This is a genomic window from Kineococcus terrestris (assembly GCF_041020755.1).
In the GTDB taxonomy this organism is placed as follows: domain Bacteria; phylum Actinomycetota; class Actinomycetes; order Actinomycetales; family Kineococcaceae; genus Kineococcus; species Kineococcus terrestris.
Genome location: NZ_JBEUEI010000042.1, coordinates 1 through 15,234 on the forward strand (window position 1 = coordinate 1; position 15,234 = coordinate 15,234).

Here is a 15,234-nt window from a genome sequence, read left to right on the forward strand (position 1 = left end):
CCCCCCCCCCCCCCCCCCCCCCCCCCCCCCCCCCCCCCCCCCCCCCCCCCCCCCCCCCCCCCCCCCCCCCCCCCCCCCCCCCCCCCCCCCCCCCCCCCCCCCCCCCCCCCCCCCCCCGGCCCGCGACCCGGCCCGCGGGAGGCGCCGGGCCGGGGGGCGCCCGGGGTCAGTAGCCGGCGTCCACGTCCACGACGCCCAGCAGGTCCTCGCCCGCGGCGAAGCGGCGCACGTTCTCGGCCACGCGCTCGGCCAGCGCCCCGGCCTGCAGCTGCGGCGGGTTCGCCACGTGCGGGGTGACCAGCGCCCGCTCGTGCGTCCACAGCGGGTGCCCGTCGGGCAGCGGCTCGGGGTCGGTGACGTCGAGGGCGGCACCGGCGATCGCGCCGGCGTCCAGGGCGGCGACGAGGGCGTCGGTGTCCACGAGGGAGCCGCGGGCGATGTTGACGAGCCACCCGCGCGGCCCGAGGGCGGCGAGCTCGTCGGCACCGACGAGAGCCCGCGTCTCGGCGGTGGCGGGCGCGGCGAGCACGACGTGGTCGGCGCGCTCCCACACCTCGCCGAGGCGGTCGGCGGGCAGGGTCTCCGCGGCGCCGTCCACGGGGCGGCCGCGGCGGGTGACGGCCAGGACGCGCGCGCCGAGGCCGTCCAGCGCGGGGATCATCGCCGTCCCGATGCCGCCGGCCCCGACGATCGCGACGGTGGCCCCGGCCAGGCTCGTCTGCGGCCCCCCGACCCCGTCCTCGTCCCACGTGGTGCGCCGGGCCGCGAGCGCGAGGCCGCGCACCCCGGCCAGCAGCAGCGCGACGGCGTGCTCGGCGACCTGCGTGGAGTAGGCGCCGACGGCGGACGTCCACGTCCGCTCGCCGTCCACGAGCCCGGAGGACAGCCAGCTCTCGATGCCCGCCGAGGGCAGCTGCACCCAGCGCACGCCGTCCGGCAGCGAGCCGGGGAAGGTCCCGGCGCCCGCTCCCCACACGACGGCCTCGGCCTCCTCCAGGTCCACGAGCCGGCCCCCGCCGCGGCGCACCGCGTCGGCGAGGTGGTCGGGCTGGTCGGGTCCGAGGTGCACGGCGACGTCGGCCATCGGGGCGGTTCCTCTCCGCTGCGGCGGGCGCACCGGTCGGCGGCGCCCGGGTCGCCCCACCCTCCCAGAGCGGGCCCGCGGCGCACCCCGGTGGGCCGGACGGGTGCAACCGCGCCCGGACGACACTCCCCGTCTCCAGCCCGGTGCGCCGGTTGTCGAGACTGGGCGCATGAGCCTGCTGTCCGGTGCCCGGCCCCCGCACCGGCCCCCCGCGCCGTCGCCGGCGGCGCCCGCGCCGACCGCCCGCCGCGGACCGCTGCGCTGGCTGCCGCGCGGTCACGCCCTGCCCGAGCTGGAGTGGCGACGGCGGCACCGCTGGGTGTGCGCGGTGCTGCTCGTGCACGTGGTCGCCGTCCCGCTGTACGCGCTGCTGTGGCGGATGCCGGTGCTGGAGTCGCTGGCGTTCGGCGCGGTGCTGGCCCTGCTGCTGGGCGTCGCGCAGCTGGACGAGCTGCGCCGGCACGCCGCCGGCGACGAGGACCTGCCGCCGCGGCTGCCGAACCGGGTGCGCTCGTGCGCCTCCAGCCTGGGCCTGGTGGTGGCCTCGGGGTTCGTCGTGCAGATCTCCCAGGGGTGGACGGAGGCGCACTTCCACTTCTTCGTCATGGTGCCCGTCGTCGCCCTGTACGAGGCGTGGGCGCCGTTCACGGTCGCCGTGGGGTACGTGCTGTTCCAGCACGGCATCGTCGGCGCGGTGTTCCCGCGCGTGGTGTTCCACAACGCCCTCGCGCACGACCACCCCTGGTACTTCGCCGGCGTGCACGCCGTCCTGTTCGCCGCCGCGTGCGCGGGCGCGCTGACGACGTGGCGGCTGGCGGAGGCGTCCCGGCTGCGCCAGGAGGGGCTGCTGGCGCAGATGCAGCACCGCGCCACGCACGACACGCTCACCGGCCTGCCCAACCGGGCGGCGCTGCGAACGCGGCTGGAGGAGGCGCTGGGCGCCGACCCGCACGCCGAGGTGTCGGTGCTGATGATCGACCTCGACCGGTTCAAGGAGGTCAACGACACCCTCGGGCACGCGTGCGGCGACGACCTGCTGCGGCAGGTGGCGACGCGCCTGTCGACCGCCATCCGCGGCCACGACGTGCTGACCCGGCTGGGCGGCGACGAGTTCGCCGTGGTGCTGCCCGGCAGCGGTGGCGCCGACGCCCACCGCGTCGCCGAGCGGTTGCGGCACGCCCTCACCGGGGACCTGCAGGTCGCGGGCATCTCGGTCGACGTGGACGCCAGCGTGGGCGTCGCCACCCGCCGCTGCGCGGCCGCCGCCGACCGCGGGGACGTGGCCGAGGAGATCGAGAACCTGCTGCGGCGCGCGGACATCGCGATGTACACCGCCAAGGAGCGCGGCGCGGGCGTGGCCGTCTACGACCCCGCCGACGACGAGCACTCCTCGCAGCGGCTGTCCACGCTGGCCGACCTGCGCACCGCGCTGCAGGCCGACGACCAGCTGTTCCTGCACTACCAGACGAAGGTCGACGCGGGCACCGGCGCGGTGCACGGCGTGGAGGCGCTGGTGCGCTGGCGCCACCCCCACCGCGGGCTGCTCGCGCCGTTCGCGTTCGTGCCCGTCGCCGAGAGCACGGCGCTGGCCGAGCCGCTGACGTGGAAGGTGCTGTCGCTGGCGCTGCGGCAGGTGTCGGCGTGGAGCGCGATGGGCCACGAGGTGCAGGTGGCGGTGAACGTCCCGCCGCGCTGCGTGCAGCGGCGGGGTTTCGTGGAGACCGTGCTGGACCACCTGGCCGCCGCGGGGGTCCCCTCCCGCCAGCTGCGGCTGGAGATCACCGAGGGGACGCTGCTGACGGACCCGGCCGGCACCGCGGAGGTCCTGGGCCGGTTGCGGCAGGCGGGCGTGAGCATCTCCGTCGACGACTTCGGCACGGGGTTCTCGTCGCTGTCGTACCTGCGCTCGCTGCCCATCGACGAGCTGAAGATCGACAAGAGCTTCGTCATGGGGCTGGACTCCCCCGACCCGCTGGCGCGCAACGCGGACGAGGTGCTGGTCCGCTCGATCGTGGACCTCGCGCACGGGCTGTCGCTGCAGGTCGTCGCGGAGGGCATCGAGAACGCCGACGTGCACCGCACGGTGCTGGACGCCGGCTGCGACCTGGCGCAGGGGTACCACTTCTCCCGGCCCGCGTCGGCGGAGGACGTCACCGCGCTGCTGCGGGAGCGCTCGCGAGCGGCCCTGCAGGACTGACCGCCCGTCCCCCTGCCGTGATCACGCACGGGTGAGCACTCACCCGTCCGTGATCACGGCGGGGTGGGGGCGGGGTCCGGGGAGCTGCGCGACCCGGCGGGGAAGGGTGCGCCCTGCGACGTCGCGACGGCCGGCCGGGGCCCGGGCGGCGGTCAGCCGGAACCGGTGCCCCGGGCGCGGGTGCGGCTGGCGGGCGGGACGGGGACCGCGCGGGGCAGGCGCATGCCGACGCCCCTGGCACGTCGCCGCGCAGCAGCGGCCTCCCGCTCGCGGATCAGGATCGCCCTCCGCAACGCCCTCGAGGGGACGCCCTCACCGCCGGCCACCGTGCTGCTCCTCGTCCGTGCTGCGCTCGCGTCCCGGCGCGCGGGACTGGAGGGGACACCGTGCCAGCCGCGCAGCGCGTCGGCGCGCTGGAACGTCCCGGTGGCCCGATCGGCCCGCGGTCCACGACGCACGGCACCGGACCGTTCACGCTCCGCCCAGAACTCGCCGTGATCACGCACGGTCGAGCGTTCACCCGTCCATGATCACCGTGATCTCGCTGGGTCTCCCAGCGAGATCACGGCGGGGAGGGGCGAGCGGGGGGTCAGCCGCGGCCGAGGAGCTTGTCGAGCAGGCGCGCGAAGAAGCCCTTGCGCGGCTCCTCCGGCGCGGGCTCCGCGGCGGGTGCGGGAGCCGGAGCCGCCGCGGGGGCCGTCGGGGTGGGCGCGGGGGCCGCGACGGGCGCCGGCGCTGCGACGGGCGCGGGGGCGGGCGCCGGGGCGACGGGGGCGGGCGCCGGGGCGACCGGGGCGGGCGGCTCGGCGTGGCCGCGGCCGGGCGCGTCGAGCGTCCCGCGCAGCTGGGCCTCGGGCGTGTAGCCGCCCTCGCCGAGGATCGACGCGGCGAACTGCAGCGCCGAGGCCTGCACGGGCGCGACGGTCCGCGCGCCGCGGGGGGCCGACGGGTCGTGGACGCCGTCGAGGTCGCCGTCGCGCGTGCTCATGTCTCTCCCACGGTCTCCGGTGGCCCGCTCCGTGAAGGACCACGTCGTCCTCCCCTGTCGGCCGGCGGCGGCCCCGGCTGCAGCCCGGGGCCTGACCGGCGCGCGAGGACCACCCGGACGGGCGCACTGGCAAGCTGCGGCGGGACCGCGGGAGGGGGTGCGCGTGCAGGTGGACTGGGCGCTGGTCGCCGCCGGCGCCGGCACGTCGGCCAACCGGGCGCGGGCCGCGGCCGCGCACCTGCCGCCGGAGGTGCTCGCCGCGGCCGGGGCACCGCGCGCGGTGCTCGTGGAGGGCGCCACGGACCGGGCGGTGCTGGGCGTCCTCCTGGGGCGCGCCGGCTGCCCGGTGCCCGTCGTCGCGGCCGGCGGCAAGCAGCCGCTGCGCCTGGCGCACGCCCTGCTGCGCGCGGCCGGCACCGCGTGCCACGTCGTCGTCGACGGTGACGCGCGGGGCTGGACGAGGGCGGGCAACCGCTCGCGCGCGCGGGCGGTGCACCGGCGGCAGACGGCGGCCGTGCTGGCGTGGCTGCCGGGGGCGGCGGGCCTGGTGCCGGGCGACCCGACGACGACGACCGCGGGGTGCACGGTGTGGCACGACGACCTGGAGGCCGAGCTGGAGCAGTGGCCGTCGTTCGCGGCGGCGCTGCTGGCCGCGGGCGGCGAGCCGCGCGGCAAGGAACCCGCCCGCTACGCCGCGGCCGCCGCGGCCGCGTCGCCGCGGGACCTGCCCGCGGGCCTGCGCGCGCTGCTCGCCGCCGTCGCCGCGCCGCCCGCGGAGGCCGCGCCGCCCGCGCCCCCCGGCGGCTGAGGGTGCCGGCCGCTGCAGCCGCGCCCCGGCCTGCCGATGGGGGGAGGTGCTCGCACCCGACGCCGGCGAGCTGCGGCCCGGCGACTTCGTCAAGGTCCGCGGCACCGGGCACCCCGCGCACACCGGCGGCCGGGCCGTGGTCGTCGGCGTGCACCGCGACGCCCGCCCCCCGCACCGCGTGCGCTCGGTGGACGTGCGCTATTCCGCGCGCGGGAAGCTGCTGAGCCTGGACCTGGCCGGGGAGGGCGAGCTGGCCCGCTGGGAGGCGGCGTGGGCGCCGCTCGCGCCCGCGGACCCGCCCGCGCCGCCGCCGGTCCCGGCCGCGGTGGCCGACGTGTCCGCGGACGTGCCGCGCGGGCGCGTGCTGCTGGTGGGGGCGGCGGCGCTGGCGGTGCTGGTGGTGCTGGTCGGCGGCCTGGTCGCGCACGAGCGGCGGGCCGAGCGGGCCGCCGGCGCCGACGCGGTGGTCACCGTGGTGACGGGCTCGCGCGGCACCGAGGGGGGCACCGGCCCGATCGCCACCCGCGCCCCGGCCGTCGTCGCCCCGTCCCTGCCGCCGCTGAACGCGACGGTGACCGCGTGGTCGGCGTCGGCGGACGGGCCGGTGCCGGTGGTGCTCGTGGACGGCGGGGAGCCGGCCGCGGTGCCCGTGGCGGGCGTCGAGGTGCCGGCGGGCTGCCGCGACGGCTACGTGCGCGAGCTGCTGGACCTGCTGCCGACGGGCGGTCGGGTCGCGGCCGACGGCGCGGGCGGCCTGACGACGGCGCGCGGGGTCGACGTGGCCGACGAGCTGGTGCGCCGCGGGGTGGCGGTGCGCGCGGGCGCCGACGCGGGCGACGTCACGGCGGACGACTGCGGCTGAGCCCCTCGCGTCAGGACGCGCCGGGGCCCAGCGCCCCGAGCAGGGTGCGGGTGAACAGCTCTGCGCGGGCGCGCACCTCGTCGGCACCGCCCAGCTCCGGGGAGGCCGCGGGCAGGTCGTGCACCCGCTCCAGCAGCGCCAGGCACACGGCCCGGCACCAGGCGCGGTCCACGGCGGTGACGGCCCCGGCCGCGCGCAGGCGGTCGAGGAGGTCGTCGAGCCGCGTCAGGACCTCCTCGCCGGGCGTGCCGGGCAGGCCGACGGCGAACCGGTGGCCGACCTTGAGCTCGAAGACGCGCTCGGCCAGGCGCTCCAGGGCCGCGCGCGGCTCGCCGGTGAGGGCCCCGGCGTCCTCGAACGCCTGCCGGTAGCGGTCCTCGAGGCGGGCGCCGAGCGCCTCCAGGAGGGCGGCGCGGGTGGCGAAGCGGCGGTGGACGGTGGCGCGGGTCAGCCCGGCGGCGTCGGCGACGCGTTCGAGGGGGGCGCCGGGCTCGTCGGCGAGGACGGTCTCGGCGGCCTCGAGGATCCGCGCCGTGTTGCGCTCGGCGTCGGCCCGCAGCCGCTTGGTCACCGTCACGGGGCCAGCCTAGCGCGACAAATGAGACACCGCTGTATCGGTTGACAGAACTGCGACAGGCGTGTTGCAGTTGTTGCTCCACCACTCACGAAGGAGCAAGACATGGACCTGCAGCTCACCGGCCGCCGCGTGCTCGTCACCGGCGCCAGCCGCGGCATCGGCCTCGCGGTCGTCCGGGCCTTCCTCGCGGAGGGCGCGCACGTCGTCGCCACCGCGCGGCGCCCCACCCCCGAGCTCGAGGCCACCGGGGCCGCCTTCGTCGCCGCCGACCTCGCCACCGGCGACGGCCCGCGGCGGCTCCTGGACACCGTGCTCGGGCAGGACCCGCGCCTGGACGTCCTGGTCAACAACGCCGGCGGCGGGGGCGCGGCCCCGGAGTCCTTCGCCGACCCCGTCGACGGCGACGACGCGACCTGGGCGGACGCCCTGGCCCTCAACCTCCTCGCGGCCGTGCGCACGACCCGCGCCGCCCTGCCCGCGCTGCTGGCCGCGCGCGGCGCGGTCGTCAGCGTCAGCTCCGACACCGCGCGCCGCTCGATGGCCGCCCCGCTGCCCTACACCGCCGCGAAGGCCGCGCTCAACGCGTTCTCCCGCGGGCTGGCCGAGAAGGTCGGCCCCGAGGGCGTGCGCGTCAACGTCGTCAGCCCGGGCGGCACCCGCACCCCGCTGCTGGTGGGCCCCGACGGGTTCGGCGCGCAGGTGGCGGGCGCGCTCGGCGTGGCGCAGGACGACTTCCTGGCGGACCTGCCGCGGCGCAGCGGGATGCTCACCGGCGAGCTGGCCGACCCCGCCGAGATCGCGCGGGCGGTGCTGCTGCTCGCCTCACCGCTCATGCCCAGCGCGCTCGGGCAGAACTGGAGCGTGGACGCCGGGTCGGTCAAGGTGGCCTGAGACCGCGGCGGCCGCCCGGCGGCGCTCGCGCTCCACGCCGCGGCCGGCGGCCCGGTACCAGCCGGCGAACAGCAGGACGGCCAGCGCCAGCTCGACGACGTCCCCGCCGTACCGCAGCAGCTGCCCGCCCGCGCGCACGTCGGCGGTGGCGCCGCCCGCCCCGGGCAGGCCGTGGGCGTGCACGAGGGTGGCGACGACGGCGTGCCCGGCGGCCACCGCCACCAGCAGGACGGCCCGGCCGGTGACGCCGGGCCGGCCGGGCACGGGGTCGGGGCCGACGAGCACGGCGGCCAGCAGGTACCCGGCCGCAGCCATGTGGACGTGGACGGCGACGTCCAGCACGGGGTGCTGGTGGGCGGCGGTGTGCAGGGGGGTCAGGTAGTAGGCGGCCAGCCCGCCGACCTCCAGGACGGCGACGACGGGGGCGCGGGTCACCAGCCGCGCCCACCGGCCGTGCAGCAGCCGCACGAGCGCGGCGCGCGGCGCCCCGGAACCGGTGCGCAGCAGGAGGGTCACGGGCGCGGCGAGCGCCAGGAGCAGCGGAGCGGCCATCACGAGCAGCAGGTGGCCGGCGACGTGGGTGGTGAACGGCCGCGGCGCCTGCGCGGCCGAGGCGGACACGGCGACCCCGACGGCGGCCAGGGCGCAGCCGGTGGTCCAGGCGGCGGTGCGGGCGGCGGGCCACTCGTCGCCGCGCCGGTGCAGCTGCGCGAGCGCCAGGCCGTACCCGGCGAGCAGGACCGCCGCGCCCAGCGCCGCGGTCACGACGGTGACGGTGACGGGGTCCAGCGCGGCGCCGCCGGTCCCGACGAGCGTGGTCCCCGGGCCGCCGCCGGGCGCGTGCCCGTGCCCGCTCACCGGTCGGCGCGCCGGGCCCGCAGCAGCAGCACCGCCCCGACGGCGATCCCGGCGACGGCCGCGCCGTTCCAGGCCAGGTCGTAGGGCAGCAGGTCGACGTCGTAGCGGACCTGGTGCAGGCGCAGGAGCTTGTGCTGCACGAGCCCGTCGTACAGCTGGAAGCCGCCCCAGCCGAGCAGGCCGCCACCGGTGACGCGGCGCACCGAGGCGGTGCCCAGGCGGCGCAGGTGCGCGAAGAGGAACAGGCCGGCGACCACGGCGGTCCAGCCGACGGCGTGGAACAGCCCGTCGGAGAAGATGCCGGCCTCGCGCGTGGAGCGGTCGTAGAAGTGGTGCCACTGCAGGAGCTGGTGGAACACGACCTCGTCGACGAACGCGGCCACGCCGATCCCGACGAGGACGCCGGCGAGGACGGAGCGGCGGGTGTCGGGGCGCTGCACGGCGAGCCGGTCGCCGGCGGCGGTGCGGGGTGGTCCGGGGTCGGTCACGGCGTCTCCTGAGGTCGGGCCGGCGGTCGCGGCCCGCTGCTGGAGCCCGCAGGTGCACCCCCAGCGGACCGCTCCGCCCGCCGTCCCGCAACCCCGGGACGGCGGTCCCGCTCGCCCGGCGCCGGGCGGGGCGGCACGCTGGCCGTCGCCGAACCCCCGGGAGGAACCGTGCCCCAGCCCGCCGTCGTGGTCCTCGACGTCAACGAGACGCTGTCGGACCTGTCCCCGCTGGCGGACGCCTTCACCGGGGTGGGGCTGACGGCCGCCGACGTGCCGCGGTGGTTCACCGCGGTGCTGCGCGACGGGTTCGCGCTGTCGGCGGCGGGGGCCGCGCCGCGCTTCGGCGCGATCGCCGAGGGGGTGCTGCGGACGCTGCTGCCCGCCCCGGAGGGGCCCGGTCGCGAGGAGGCGGTGCGCCACGTGCTGGACGCGGTCGCCGCGCTGCCGCCGCACCCGGACGTGGCGGAGGGGGTGCGGGCGCTGCGCGGGGCCGGGCACCGGCTGCTGACGCTGTCGAACGGGCCGGCCTCGACGGCGGACCGGCTCCTGGCGCAGGCGGGGGTGCGCGAGCTGGTCGAGGCGACGCTGAGCGTGGAGGACGTCGGTCCGTGGAAGCCGGCGCCGGCGACGTACCGGTACGCCGCGCGGCGGGCCGGGGTGCCGGTCGCGGAGCTGGTGCTGGCGGCGGTGCACCCGTGGGACACCGACGGCGCGCAGCGGGCGGGCGCGGCGGGCGCGTGGGTGGACCGCACCGGGCAGCGCTGGCCGTCGCACCTGCGCGCGCCCGACGCCCGGGTGGCGCGGTTGCCGGAGCTGCCGGCGGCGCTGGCGGACCTGCGCGGGCGTCGGGGCTGAGGGCGCTCAGCCGCCCGCGGCGTCCACGGTGAACCAGGCGGTCTTGCCGCCGGTGGCGCCCTCCAGGCCCGCGGCGGTCAGCGGCGGCGGCGGGTGGCACGTGCCGGGGGCGGCGTGCGGGGTGACGCCCCAGGCGCGGGCGAGGGCGTCGACGAGGTGCAGGCCGCGGCCGCCGGTGGCGTCGGCGGGCGCGGGCCGGGTGCGGGGGCGGCCGGCGCCGCTGTCGGCGACGGTGACGAGCACCTGGTGCGGGGCGGGCGGGGCGAGGACCGCCGGGGCGCCGTCGGTGATGGACACGACGATCCGCCCGCTGCCGTGGCGCAGGGCGTTGCCGACGAGCTCGCTGGTGAGCAGCTCGGTGGTGTCGGTGACGTCGGCGCGCAGGCCGTGGGCGGTGCACCAGGCGGTGACGAAGTGCCGGGCGGCCGCGGCGACGGACGGGTGGGCGTGCAGGAGCAGGTGGTCCACGGTTCCTCGAGGTGCGGCGCGGTCTCGACCGGCGTCGGGGATGGTCGGTGCCCTCGTACAACACCATGAGTCACCACATCTCACAACCAGTGACGAGGACTGTGATCAGACGGAGACCTCCGCCTCGCGCACCCGCCACCGCGCCCGCAGGATGGCGCCCGTGACCCGTGACCTGGACGTCGTCGTCTTCGGGGCGTCCGGCTTCGTCGGCCGGCTGGTCGCCGCCCACCTGGCCCGGCACGCCCCGCCCGGCACCCGCGTCGGGCTGGCCGGGCGCTCGCCCGAGCGCGTGCGCCGCGTCCACGGCGACCTCGGCCCCGCCGCCGCCGGCTGGCCGGTGCTGACCGCCGACGCCGACGACGAGGCGTCCCTGGCCGCGCTCGCGCGGCGCGCGCGCGTGGTCGTCACCACCGTCGGCCCCTACCTGCGCCACGGGCTGCCGCTGGTGCGCGCGTGCGCGCGCGCCGGCACCCACTACGCCGACCTGACCGGCGAGGTGCTCTTCGCCCACCGCAGCGCCGAGGTCGCCCACGCCGACGCGGTCGCCTCCGGCGCGCGGATCGTCCACTCGTGCGGGTTCGACTCCGTGCCCAGCGACCTGGCGGTGCTGCTGGCCGCGCGGCGCGCCCGCGAGGACGGCGCCGGCCCGCTGCGCGAGGCGGTGCTGCACCTGGTCTCCGCGCGCGGCGGCGTCAGCGGCGGCACGGTCGACTCGCTGCGCCTGCAGCTGGACACCGCCCGCCGCGACCCGGCCGCGCGCCGGTTGCTGGCCGACCCGTACGCGCTCAGCCCCGACCGCGCGGCCGAGCCCGACCTGGGACCGCAGCCGGACGTGTTCCGCCCGCGGCCCGGCCCGGAGCGCGGCGAGTGGAGCGCCCCGTTCGTCATGGCCCCGTACAACACCCGCGTCGTGCGGCGCAGCAACGCGCTGCTCGGCCACGGCCCGCGGCTGCGCTACGCCGAGGACGCCGTCTTCCGCGGCCCGGCGGCACCCGCGGCCGCGTGGGCGCTGACGGGCGCGCTGGGGGCGCTGACGGGTCTGCTGCGGGTGCGGCCGCTGCGCCCCGCGCTGGACCGGCTGCTGCCCGCACCGGGTTCCGGCCCGGACGAGCGCACCCGCGAGGGCGGCCGGTTCCGGGTGCGGCTGGACGCGGTGGCGGAGTCCGGGCGCCGCTACCGGGTCGTGGTGGCCGCGCAGGGCGACCCCGGGTACGCGGCGACGTCGGTGATGCTCGGCCAGAGCGCGCTGGCCCTGGCGCTGGACGGCGAGGCGCTTCCGTCGGCGGCGGGCGTGCTGACGCCCGCGTCCGGGATCGGTGAGCGCCTCGTGGAGCGGTTGCGGGACAACGGGTTCACCCTCGACGTCGAACCCGTCGGCTGAACCCGGCGGGCGTCCTCGACCTGCGGGCGGCACCGTCCCGGGCGAGGATGGGACCTCGACGACCCCCGAGGAGGACCCCGTGGTGGCCCGAGCGAGCCTCGCCGAGACCGTCGGAGTCGTGGCCGGGATCGTCGTCCCGCTGGTGGCGCGGGGCCTGATCGTCCGGCGTCCCCGGATGACGGCCCTGCAGCAGCGCCTGGACGTCGACGCCCGCGCCGTCAGGCGCCTGCAGCGGCTGCGCCGCCGGTACGGTCCGGGCCCGCTGCGCCTGCGGATCCCCGGCCGCTCGATGGCCGTGGTGCTCGACGCCGGCGACGCGCGCCGCGTGCTGGAGGAGAGCCCGGTGCCCTTCTCCCCCGCCACGCGGGAGAAGACCGCTGCGCTGCGGCACTTCCAGCCGCACGCCGTCCTCATCACCGACCCGCCGCAGCGCCCCGGGCGGCGCGCGCTGAACGAGCGGGTGCTCGAACCCGGCCGCTGCCACCACCTCGGGGAGCACTTCGCCCGCGTGGCCGGCGAGGAGGTCGACGCCCTGCTCGCCGACGCCGGCGAGGGCGCCGTGGTCGGGCACTCCGAGCTCGTCCCCGCCTACTGGCGCACGGTGCGCCGGGTCGTCCTGGGCGACGGCGCCCGCGACGACACGCTGGTCACCGACCTGCTGAGGTCGCTGCGCCAGGACGCGAACTGGGCGTACTTCAAGCCGCGCCGCGACCGGGTGCGCGCCCGGTTCGACGCCGAGCTGGCCCGGCACCTGGCGCGGGCCGAACCGCGCAGCCTGGCGACGCTGCTGCCCTCGGACGAGGTCGCCCGCGGGCAGGTGCCGCACTGGTTGTTCGCCTTCGACGCCGCCGCGATCGCGCTCGTGCGGGCCACCGCACTGCTGGCCGCCCACCCCGCGGAACTGGCTGCGGTGCAGCGGGAAGCGGACGGCGGCGAGCGCGAGGACGGGGTTCCGCAGCACGCCCGCGCGGCCGTGCTGGAGGCGCTGCGGCTGTGGCCGACGACCCCCGCGGTGCTGCGCGAGGCGAGCGAGGCGACCCGCTGGGCCACCGGGACGCTGCCGGCCGGGACGAGCTTCTTCACCTACGCGCCGTTCCTGCACCGCGACGACGAGCGCCTGGCCTCGGCGAACTCCTACGACCCCTCGCTGTGGTTCGGCAGGCCCGCGGTGGGCAACTGGCCGTTCGTGCCGTTCAGCGCCGGGCCCGCAGGGTGCCCGGGCCGCGAACTGGTGCTGCTGGTGACGGGGGAGTTCCTGTCCCGCCTCGTGGCCGCCCGCGGCCTGGAACCCGTCGCCGTGGCGGGGGTGCGCGAGGGCGCGGTCCTGCCCGGCACGCTGGACCCGTTCCGGTTGCGGGTGCGGCTGACCGCCCCGCGCACCGCGCCGCTCGCCGCGGTCTGACCGCGGCCCGGGTCGTGATCAGGGCCGGGCTCGCCTAGCGTCCGCCCGTGCGCGCGGCGCGGGGACCGCGCCCGGCCGCGGTCGCCGGGCGGGTCCTGGGCGCGCTGGCGGTGCTGCTGCTCGGCCTGGTCTGCCTGGGGTGGCGGCTGGACCCGGCGCAGCGCCCGGTGGCCGCGCTGGGCCTGCTGGTGGGGCTGCTGCTGTTCGACGTCGCCCGCCGGCGCGCCGGGTGGGGCGCCGGGCTGGCCGCGGCCGCCCTGTGGTGGCTGCTGCCGGTGGCGCCGGGCGCGGTGCAACTGCACGTGGCCCGCGAGGACGCGGGTGCGACGGCCGCGGCCGCCGCCGTCGCCGTGCTGCTGTGGCTGACGCAGGTCCTGCCGGTGCGGGCGGCGGCTCCGCTGCCGGCGGTCCTGGCCGCCGGGTGGGCCGTCGCCGCGGTCGTCACCGGTCCGTCCGCGGGAGCGCCGCCGTGGTGGTCGGCGTGGCCGGCGCAGGCGGTGTGGCTGTCGGCCTCGGGGACCGCGGCGCTGTGGGGGCTGGCCCTGCTGGGAGGCGCCGTCCTGGCCCGCGCGCCCCGCGGGCTGCCGCTGCTGGTGCTGCTCGTGGCCTGCGCGGGGGTCCTCGTGCTGGACCCGCTGCCGCGGCCCGGCGACGCCGTCGCCGCGCTGCCGGTGCTGGCGGTGCTGGCGTCCGCGGGCCTGTCGTGGCTGCTGCGCCTGCGCGGCGGGGCGGCCGTCGTCGGCCTGGTCGCCGCGCTCGTCGCCGCCGCCCCCCTGGCCGTCGTCGCGGCCGGCCACGTCGCCGACGTCCTCGTCACCTCGGGCTGACCCCGCCCCCACTCCCCCGCCGCCCCTCCCGCCGTGATCTCGCTGGGACTCCCAGCGATATCACGGTGGTCGTGGACGGGTGAGGGCTCACCCGTCCGTGATCGCCACGGGGTGGGGTGGGGGTCAGCAGGGGCGCGGGGGTCAGGTGCCCGCGGCGCGCGGGCCGGTGCGCTCGCGCTTGGCCCGGTACATCGCCTCGTCGGCCGCGCGCAGCAGCCCGGTGACGTCGCGGGCGCGCCCGGGGGCGGTGGCCACCCCGACGCTGGCCCCGGTCAGCACGCTCGCGCCGTCCACGTCGTACGGCTCGCCCAGCCGCCCGTGCAGCGCCCGCGCCACCGCGAGCGCCTCGCCGGCACCGGCGCCGGGCAGCACCAGCGCCAGCTCGTCACCGCCCAGCCGCGCCGGGGTCGCCCCGGGCGGGGCGGCGTCGCGCAGCCGCTGGGCGGCCAGGCGCAGCAGCTCGTCGCCCGCGTGGTGGCCGAGGGTGTCGTTGACCTGCTTGAACCCGTCCAGGTCCACCAGCAGCAGGGCCACCGCGCCCGGCCCGTCGAGCGCCTCGCCCAGCGCGCGCAGCAGCGCGGACCGGTTCGGCAGGCCGGTGAGGGCGTCGTGGAAGGCGCGGTGCTCCATCTCGCGGGCGTGCTCGCGCTCGGCCTCGCGCAGCCGCGCGTTCTCGATGACGACGGGCGCCTGCTCGGCCAGCCGGCGCGCGACCTCGCGGTCCACGGCCGTCCACGTGCGGTGGCGCTGCGTCTCCCCGCACACCGCGGCGCCCACGAGCCCGTCGGCCGCGCGCAGCGGGACGCTGACGAACGAGCGCAGCCCGAGCGTCTGCACGAACCCGCCCGGGCGCACGGGCATGGTGGTGGCGTCCTCCACCACGTCCGGGTCGTAGGCGGCCTGCAGCCGCGCCCACGCCGGGGAGTCCGCCGCGCGCCGGCCGAGCATGGTGCGCGCCAGGCGCTCCTGCTGCTCGGCGGGCAGGCGCACCCCCAGCGCGTGCGTCATGACGGTGCCGGGGCCGACGAGGTAGATGGCCGCCGTCGACGCCGAGAGCGCCTCCGCGGCGACCTCGGCGACGGCCAGCGCCGCGGCGGCCAGGTCCACGGCGCGCGAGGCCAGCTCGAACAGGCGGCTGCTGACGAGGGCGCTGCGGCGCAGCTGCTCCTGCACGCACCGCTCGCGCAGCGCGGCGGCCAGGTGGTGGCGGACGGCGGCCGCGACGGGCGCGGGCAGCCGGGCGCCGCCGTGGAGGCGCAGGACGCCGACGAGGACACCGGCGTGGCGCAGGGGTTCCTCGACCGCGTCCCCGGCGGTCGACCCGGCCGCGGCCGCGGGCACCGCCGCCGGCCCGGCGGCCACCAGCACGACGGCTCCGCAGCCGGGCCCGGTCGTGGCCGCCAGGTGGTCGACCACGGCGTCCAGCAGCGGCTGCAGCGGCTCGGGGCGGGTCTCGGCGATCCGCGTCAGGGCGCGCAGGAGCGCGGTACCGGCACCGGGGCCGCGCACCCTCCCGCCCACGGCGACCGTCGTCCGCACCCGTGGTGC

The 15,234-nt window shown here is 79.2% G+C and carries 15 protein-coding genes; 8 read left to right on the forward strand and 7 right to left on the reverse strand.

What is annotated here, in order from left to right:
• Positions 1–166: 166 nt before the first annotated feature.
• Positions 167–1,084: a D-isomer specific 2-hydroxyacid dehydrogenase family protein gene (locus tag AB8M62_RS18110; RefSeq protein ID WP_369070458.1), complete on the reverse strand. Its 918-nt coding sequence runs from the start codon at positions 1,082–1,084 to the stop codon at positions 167–169.
• Positions 1,085–1,253: 169 nt separating this feature from the next.
• Between AB8M62_RS18110 and AB8M62_RS18115 the strand changes: the two genes are divergently transcribed.
• Positions 1,254–3,281 (forward strand): putative bifunctional diguanylate cyclase/phosphodiesterase, encoded by a 2,028-nt coding sequence (locus AB8M62_RS18115; RefSeq protein WP_369070459.1) that lies wholly within the window; start codon positions 1,254–1,256, stop codon positions 3,279–3,281.
• Positions 3,282–3,870: 589 nt separating this feature from the next.
• Here AB8M62_RS18115 and AB8M62_RS18120 read toward each other — a convergent pair.
• Positions 3,871–4,269, reverse strand: coding sequence for a hypothetical protein (locus AB8M62_RS18120; RefSeq protein ID WP_369070460.1), 399 nt, complete (start codon positions 4,267–4,269; stop codon positions 3,871–3,873).
• A 163-nt stretch (positions 4,270–4,432) separates the two neighbouring features.
• On the opposite strand from AB8M62_RS18120, the gene AB8M62_RS18125 reads away from it, so the two are divergent.
• Complete coding sequence (locus AB8M62_RS18125; RefSeq protein WP_369070461.1) at positions 4,433–5,077, forward strand: TOPRIM nucleotidyl transferase/hydrolase domain-containing protein; 645 nt, start codon at positions 4,433–4,435, stop codon at positions 5,075–5,077.
• A 46-nt stretch (positions 5,078–5,123) separates the two neighbouring features.
• On the forward strand, positions 5,124–5,939 hold the full coding sequence (locus AB8M62_RS18130) for a hypothetical protein (protein WP_369070462.1): 816 nt from the start codon (positions 5,124–5,126) through the stop codon (positions 5,937–5,939).
• A gap of 10 nt (positions 5,940–5,949) precedes the next feature.
• Here the strand turns inward: AB8M62_RS18130 and AB8M62_RS18135 are convergent, their stop codons facing one another.
• A complete protein-coding gene (locus tag AB8M62_RS18135; protein WP_369070463.1) occupies positions 5,950–6,516 on the reverse strand; it encodes a TetR/AcrR family transcriptional regulator in 567 nt (188 codons plus the stop codon).
• 102 nt (positions 6,517–6,618) lie between these two features.
• Here AB8M62_RS18135 and AB8M62_RS18140 point away from each other — a divergent pair, with 102 nt between their 5' ends.
• On the forward strand, positions 6,619–7,407 hold the full coding sequence (locus AB8M62_RS18140; protein WP_369070464.1) for an SDR family NAD(P)-dependent oxidoreductase: 789 nt from the start codon (positions 6,619–6,621) through the stop codon (positions 7,405–7,407).
• Here AB8M62_RS18140 and AB8M62_RS18145 read toward each other — a convergent pair.
• Positions 7,339–8,265: a cytochrome c oxidase assembly protein gene (locus tag AB8M62_RS18145; RefSeq protein WP_369070465.1), complete on the reverse strand. Its 927-nt coding sequence runs from the start codon at positions 8,263–8,265 to the stop codon at positions 7,339–7,341. The two genes, AB8M62_RS18140 and AB8M62_RS18145, sit on opposite strands and share 69 nt — an antisense overlap.
• Positions 8,262–8,705, reverse strand: a complete 444-nt coding sequence (locus AB8M62_RS18150; protein ID WP_373694998.1) for a DUF2243 domain-containing protein — start codon at positions 8,703–8,705, stop codon at positions 8,262–8,264. The genes AB8M62_RS18145 and AB8M62_RS18150 overlap by 4 nt, the downstream gene beginning before the upstream one ends.
• A 216-nt stretch (positions 8,706–8,921) precedes the next feature.
• On the opposite strand from AB8M62_RS18150, the gene AB8M62_RS18155 reads away from it, so the two are divergent.
• On the forward strand, positions 8,922–9,608 hold the full coding sequence (locus AB8M62_RS18155; RefSeq protein ID WP_369070466.1) for a haloacid dehalogenase type II: 687 nt from the start codon (positions 8,922–8,924) through the stop codon (positions 9,606–9,608).
• A 6-nt stretch (positions 9,609–9,614) separates the two neighbouring features.
• Here AB8M62_RS18155 and AB8M62_RS18160 read toward each other — a convergent pair whose 3' ends face one another.
• Positions 9,615–10,076 carry an ATP-binding protein gene (locus tag AB8M62_RS18160; protein ID WP_369052753.1) on the reverse strand — a complete coding sequence of 154 codons (462 nt, stop codon included), beginning with the start codon at positions 10,074–10,076 and terminating at the stop codon, positions 9,615–9,617.
• Between the two features lie 151 nt (positions 10,077–10,227).
• Here AB8M62_RS18160 and AB8M62_RS18165 point away from each other — a divergent pair, with 151 nt between their 5' ends.
• The 3 genes from AB8M62_RS18165 (at position 10,228) to AB8M62_RS18175 (ending at position 13,686) form a co-directional block, all read left to right on the forward strand.
• Positions 10,228–11,457, forward strand: coding sequence for a saccharopine dehydrogenase family protein (locus AB8M62_RS18165; RefSeq protein WP_373694997.1), 1,230 nt, complete (start codon positions 10,228–10,230; stop codon positions 11,455–11,457).
• 79 nt (positions 11,458–11,536) lie between these two features.
• Complete coding sequence (locus tag AB8M62_RS18170; protein WP_369070467.1) at positions 11,537–12,859, forward strand: cytochrome P450; 1,323 nt, start codon at positions 11,537–11,539, stop codon at positions 12,857–12,859.
• Between the two features lie 47 nt (positions 12,860–12,906).
• A complete protein-coding gene (locus AB8M62_RS18175; RefSeq protein ID WP_369070468.1) occupies positions 12,907–13,686 on the forward strand; it encodes a hypothetical protein in 780 nt (259 codons plus the stop codon).
• A 141-nt stretch (positions 13,687–13,827) separates the two neighbouring features.
• Here AB8M62_RS18175 and AB8M62_RS18180 read toward each other — a convergent pair whose 3' ends face one another.
• Positions 13,828–15,225 carry a diguanylate cyclase domain-containing protein gene (locus AB8M62_RS18180; RefSeq protein ID WP_369070469.1) on the reverse strand — a complete coding sequence of 466 codons (1,398 nt, stop codon included), beginning with the start codon at positions 15,223–15,225 and terminating at the stop codon, positions 13,828–13,830.
• Positions 15,226–15,234 lie beyond the last annotated feature (9 nt).

What these genes read in the sequence shown, in the direction of transcription:
- AB8M62_RS18165 (WP_373694997.1), top strand. Translation starts at nt 10,228, where the DNA reads ATGGCGCCCGTGACCCGTGACCTGGACGTCGTCGTCTTCGGGGCGTCC.
- AB8M62_RS18140 (WP_369070464.1), top strand. Translation starts at nt 6,619, where the DNA reads ATGGACCTGCAGCTCACCGGCCGCCGCGTGCTCGTCACCGGCGCCAGC.
- AB8M62_RS18110 (WP_369070458.1), bottom strand. Translation starts at nt 1,084, where the DNA reads ATGGCCGACGTCGCCGTGCACCTCGGACCCGACCAGCCCGACCACCTC.
- AB8M62_RS18115 (WP_369070459.1), top strand. Translation starts at nt 1,254, where the DNA reads ATGAGCCTGCTGTCCGGTGCCCGGCCCCCGCACCGGCCCCCCGCGCCG.
- AB8M62_RS18120 (WP_369070460.1), bottom strand. Translation starts at nt 4,269, where the DNA reads ATGAGCACGCGCGACGGCGACCTCGACGGCGTCCACGACCCGTCGGCC.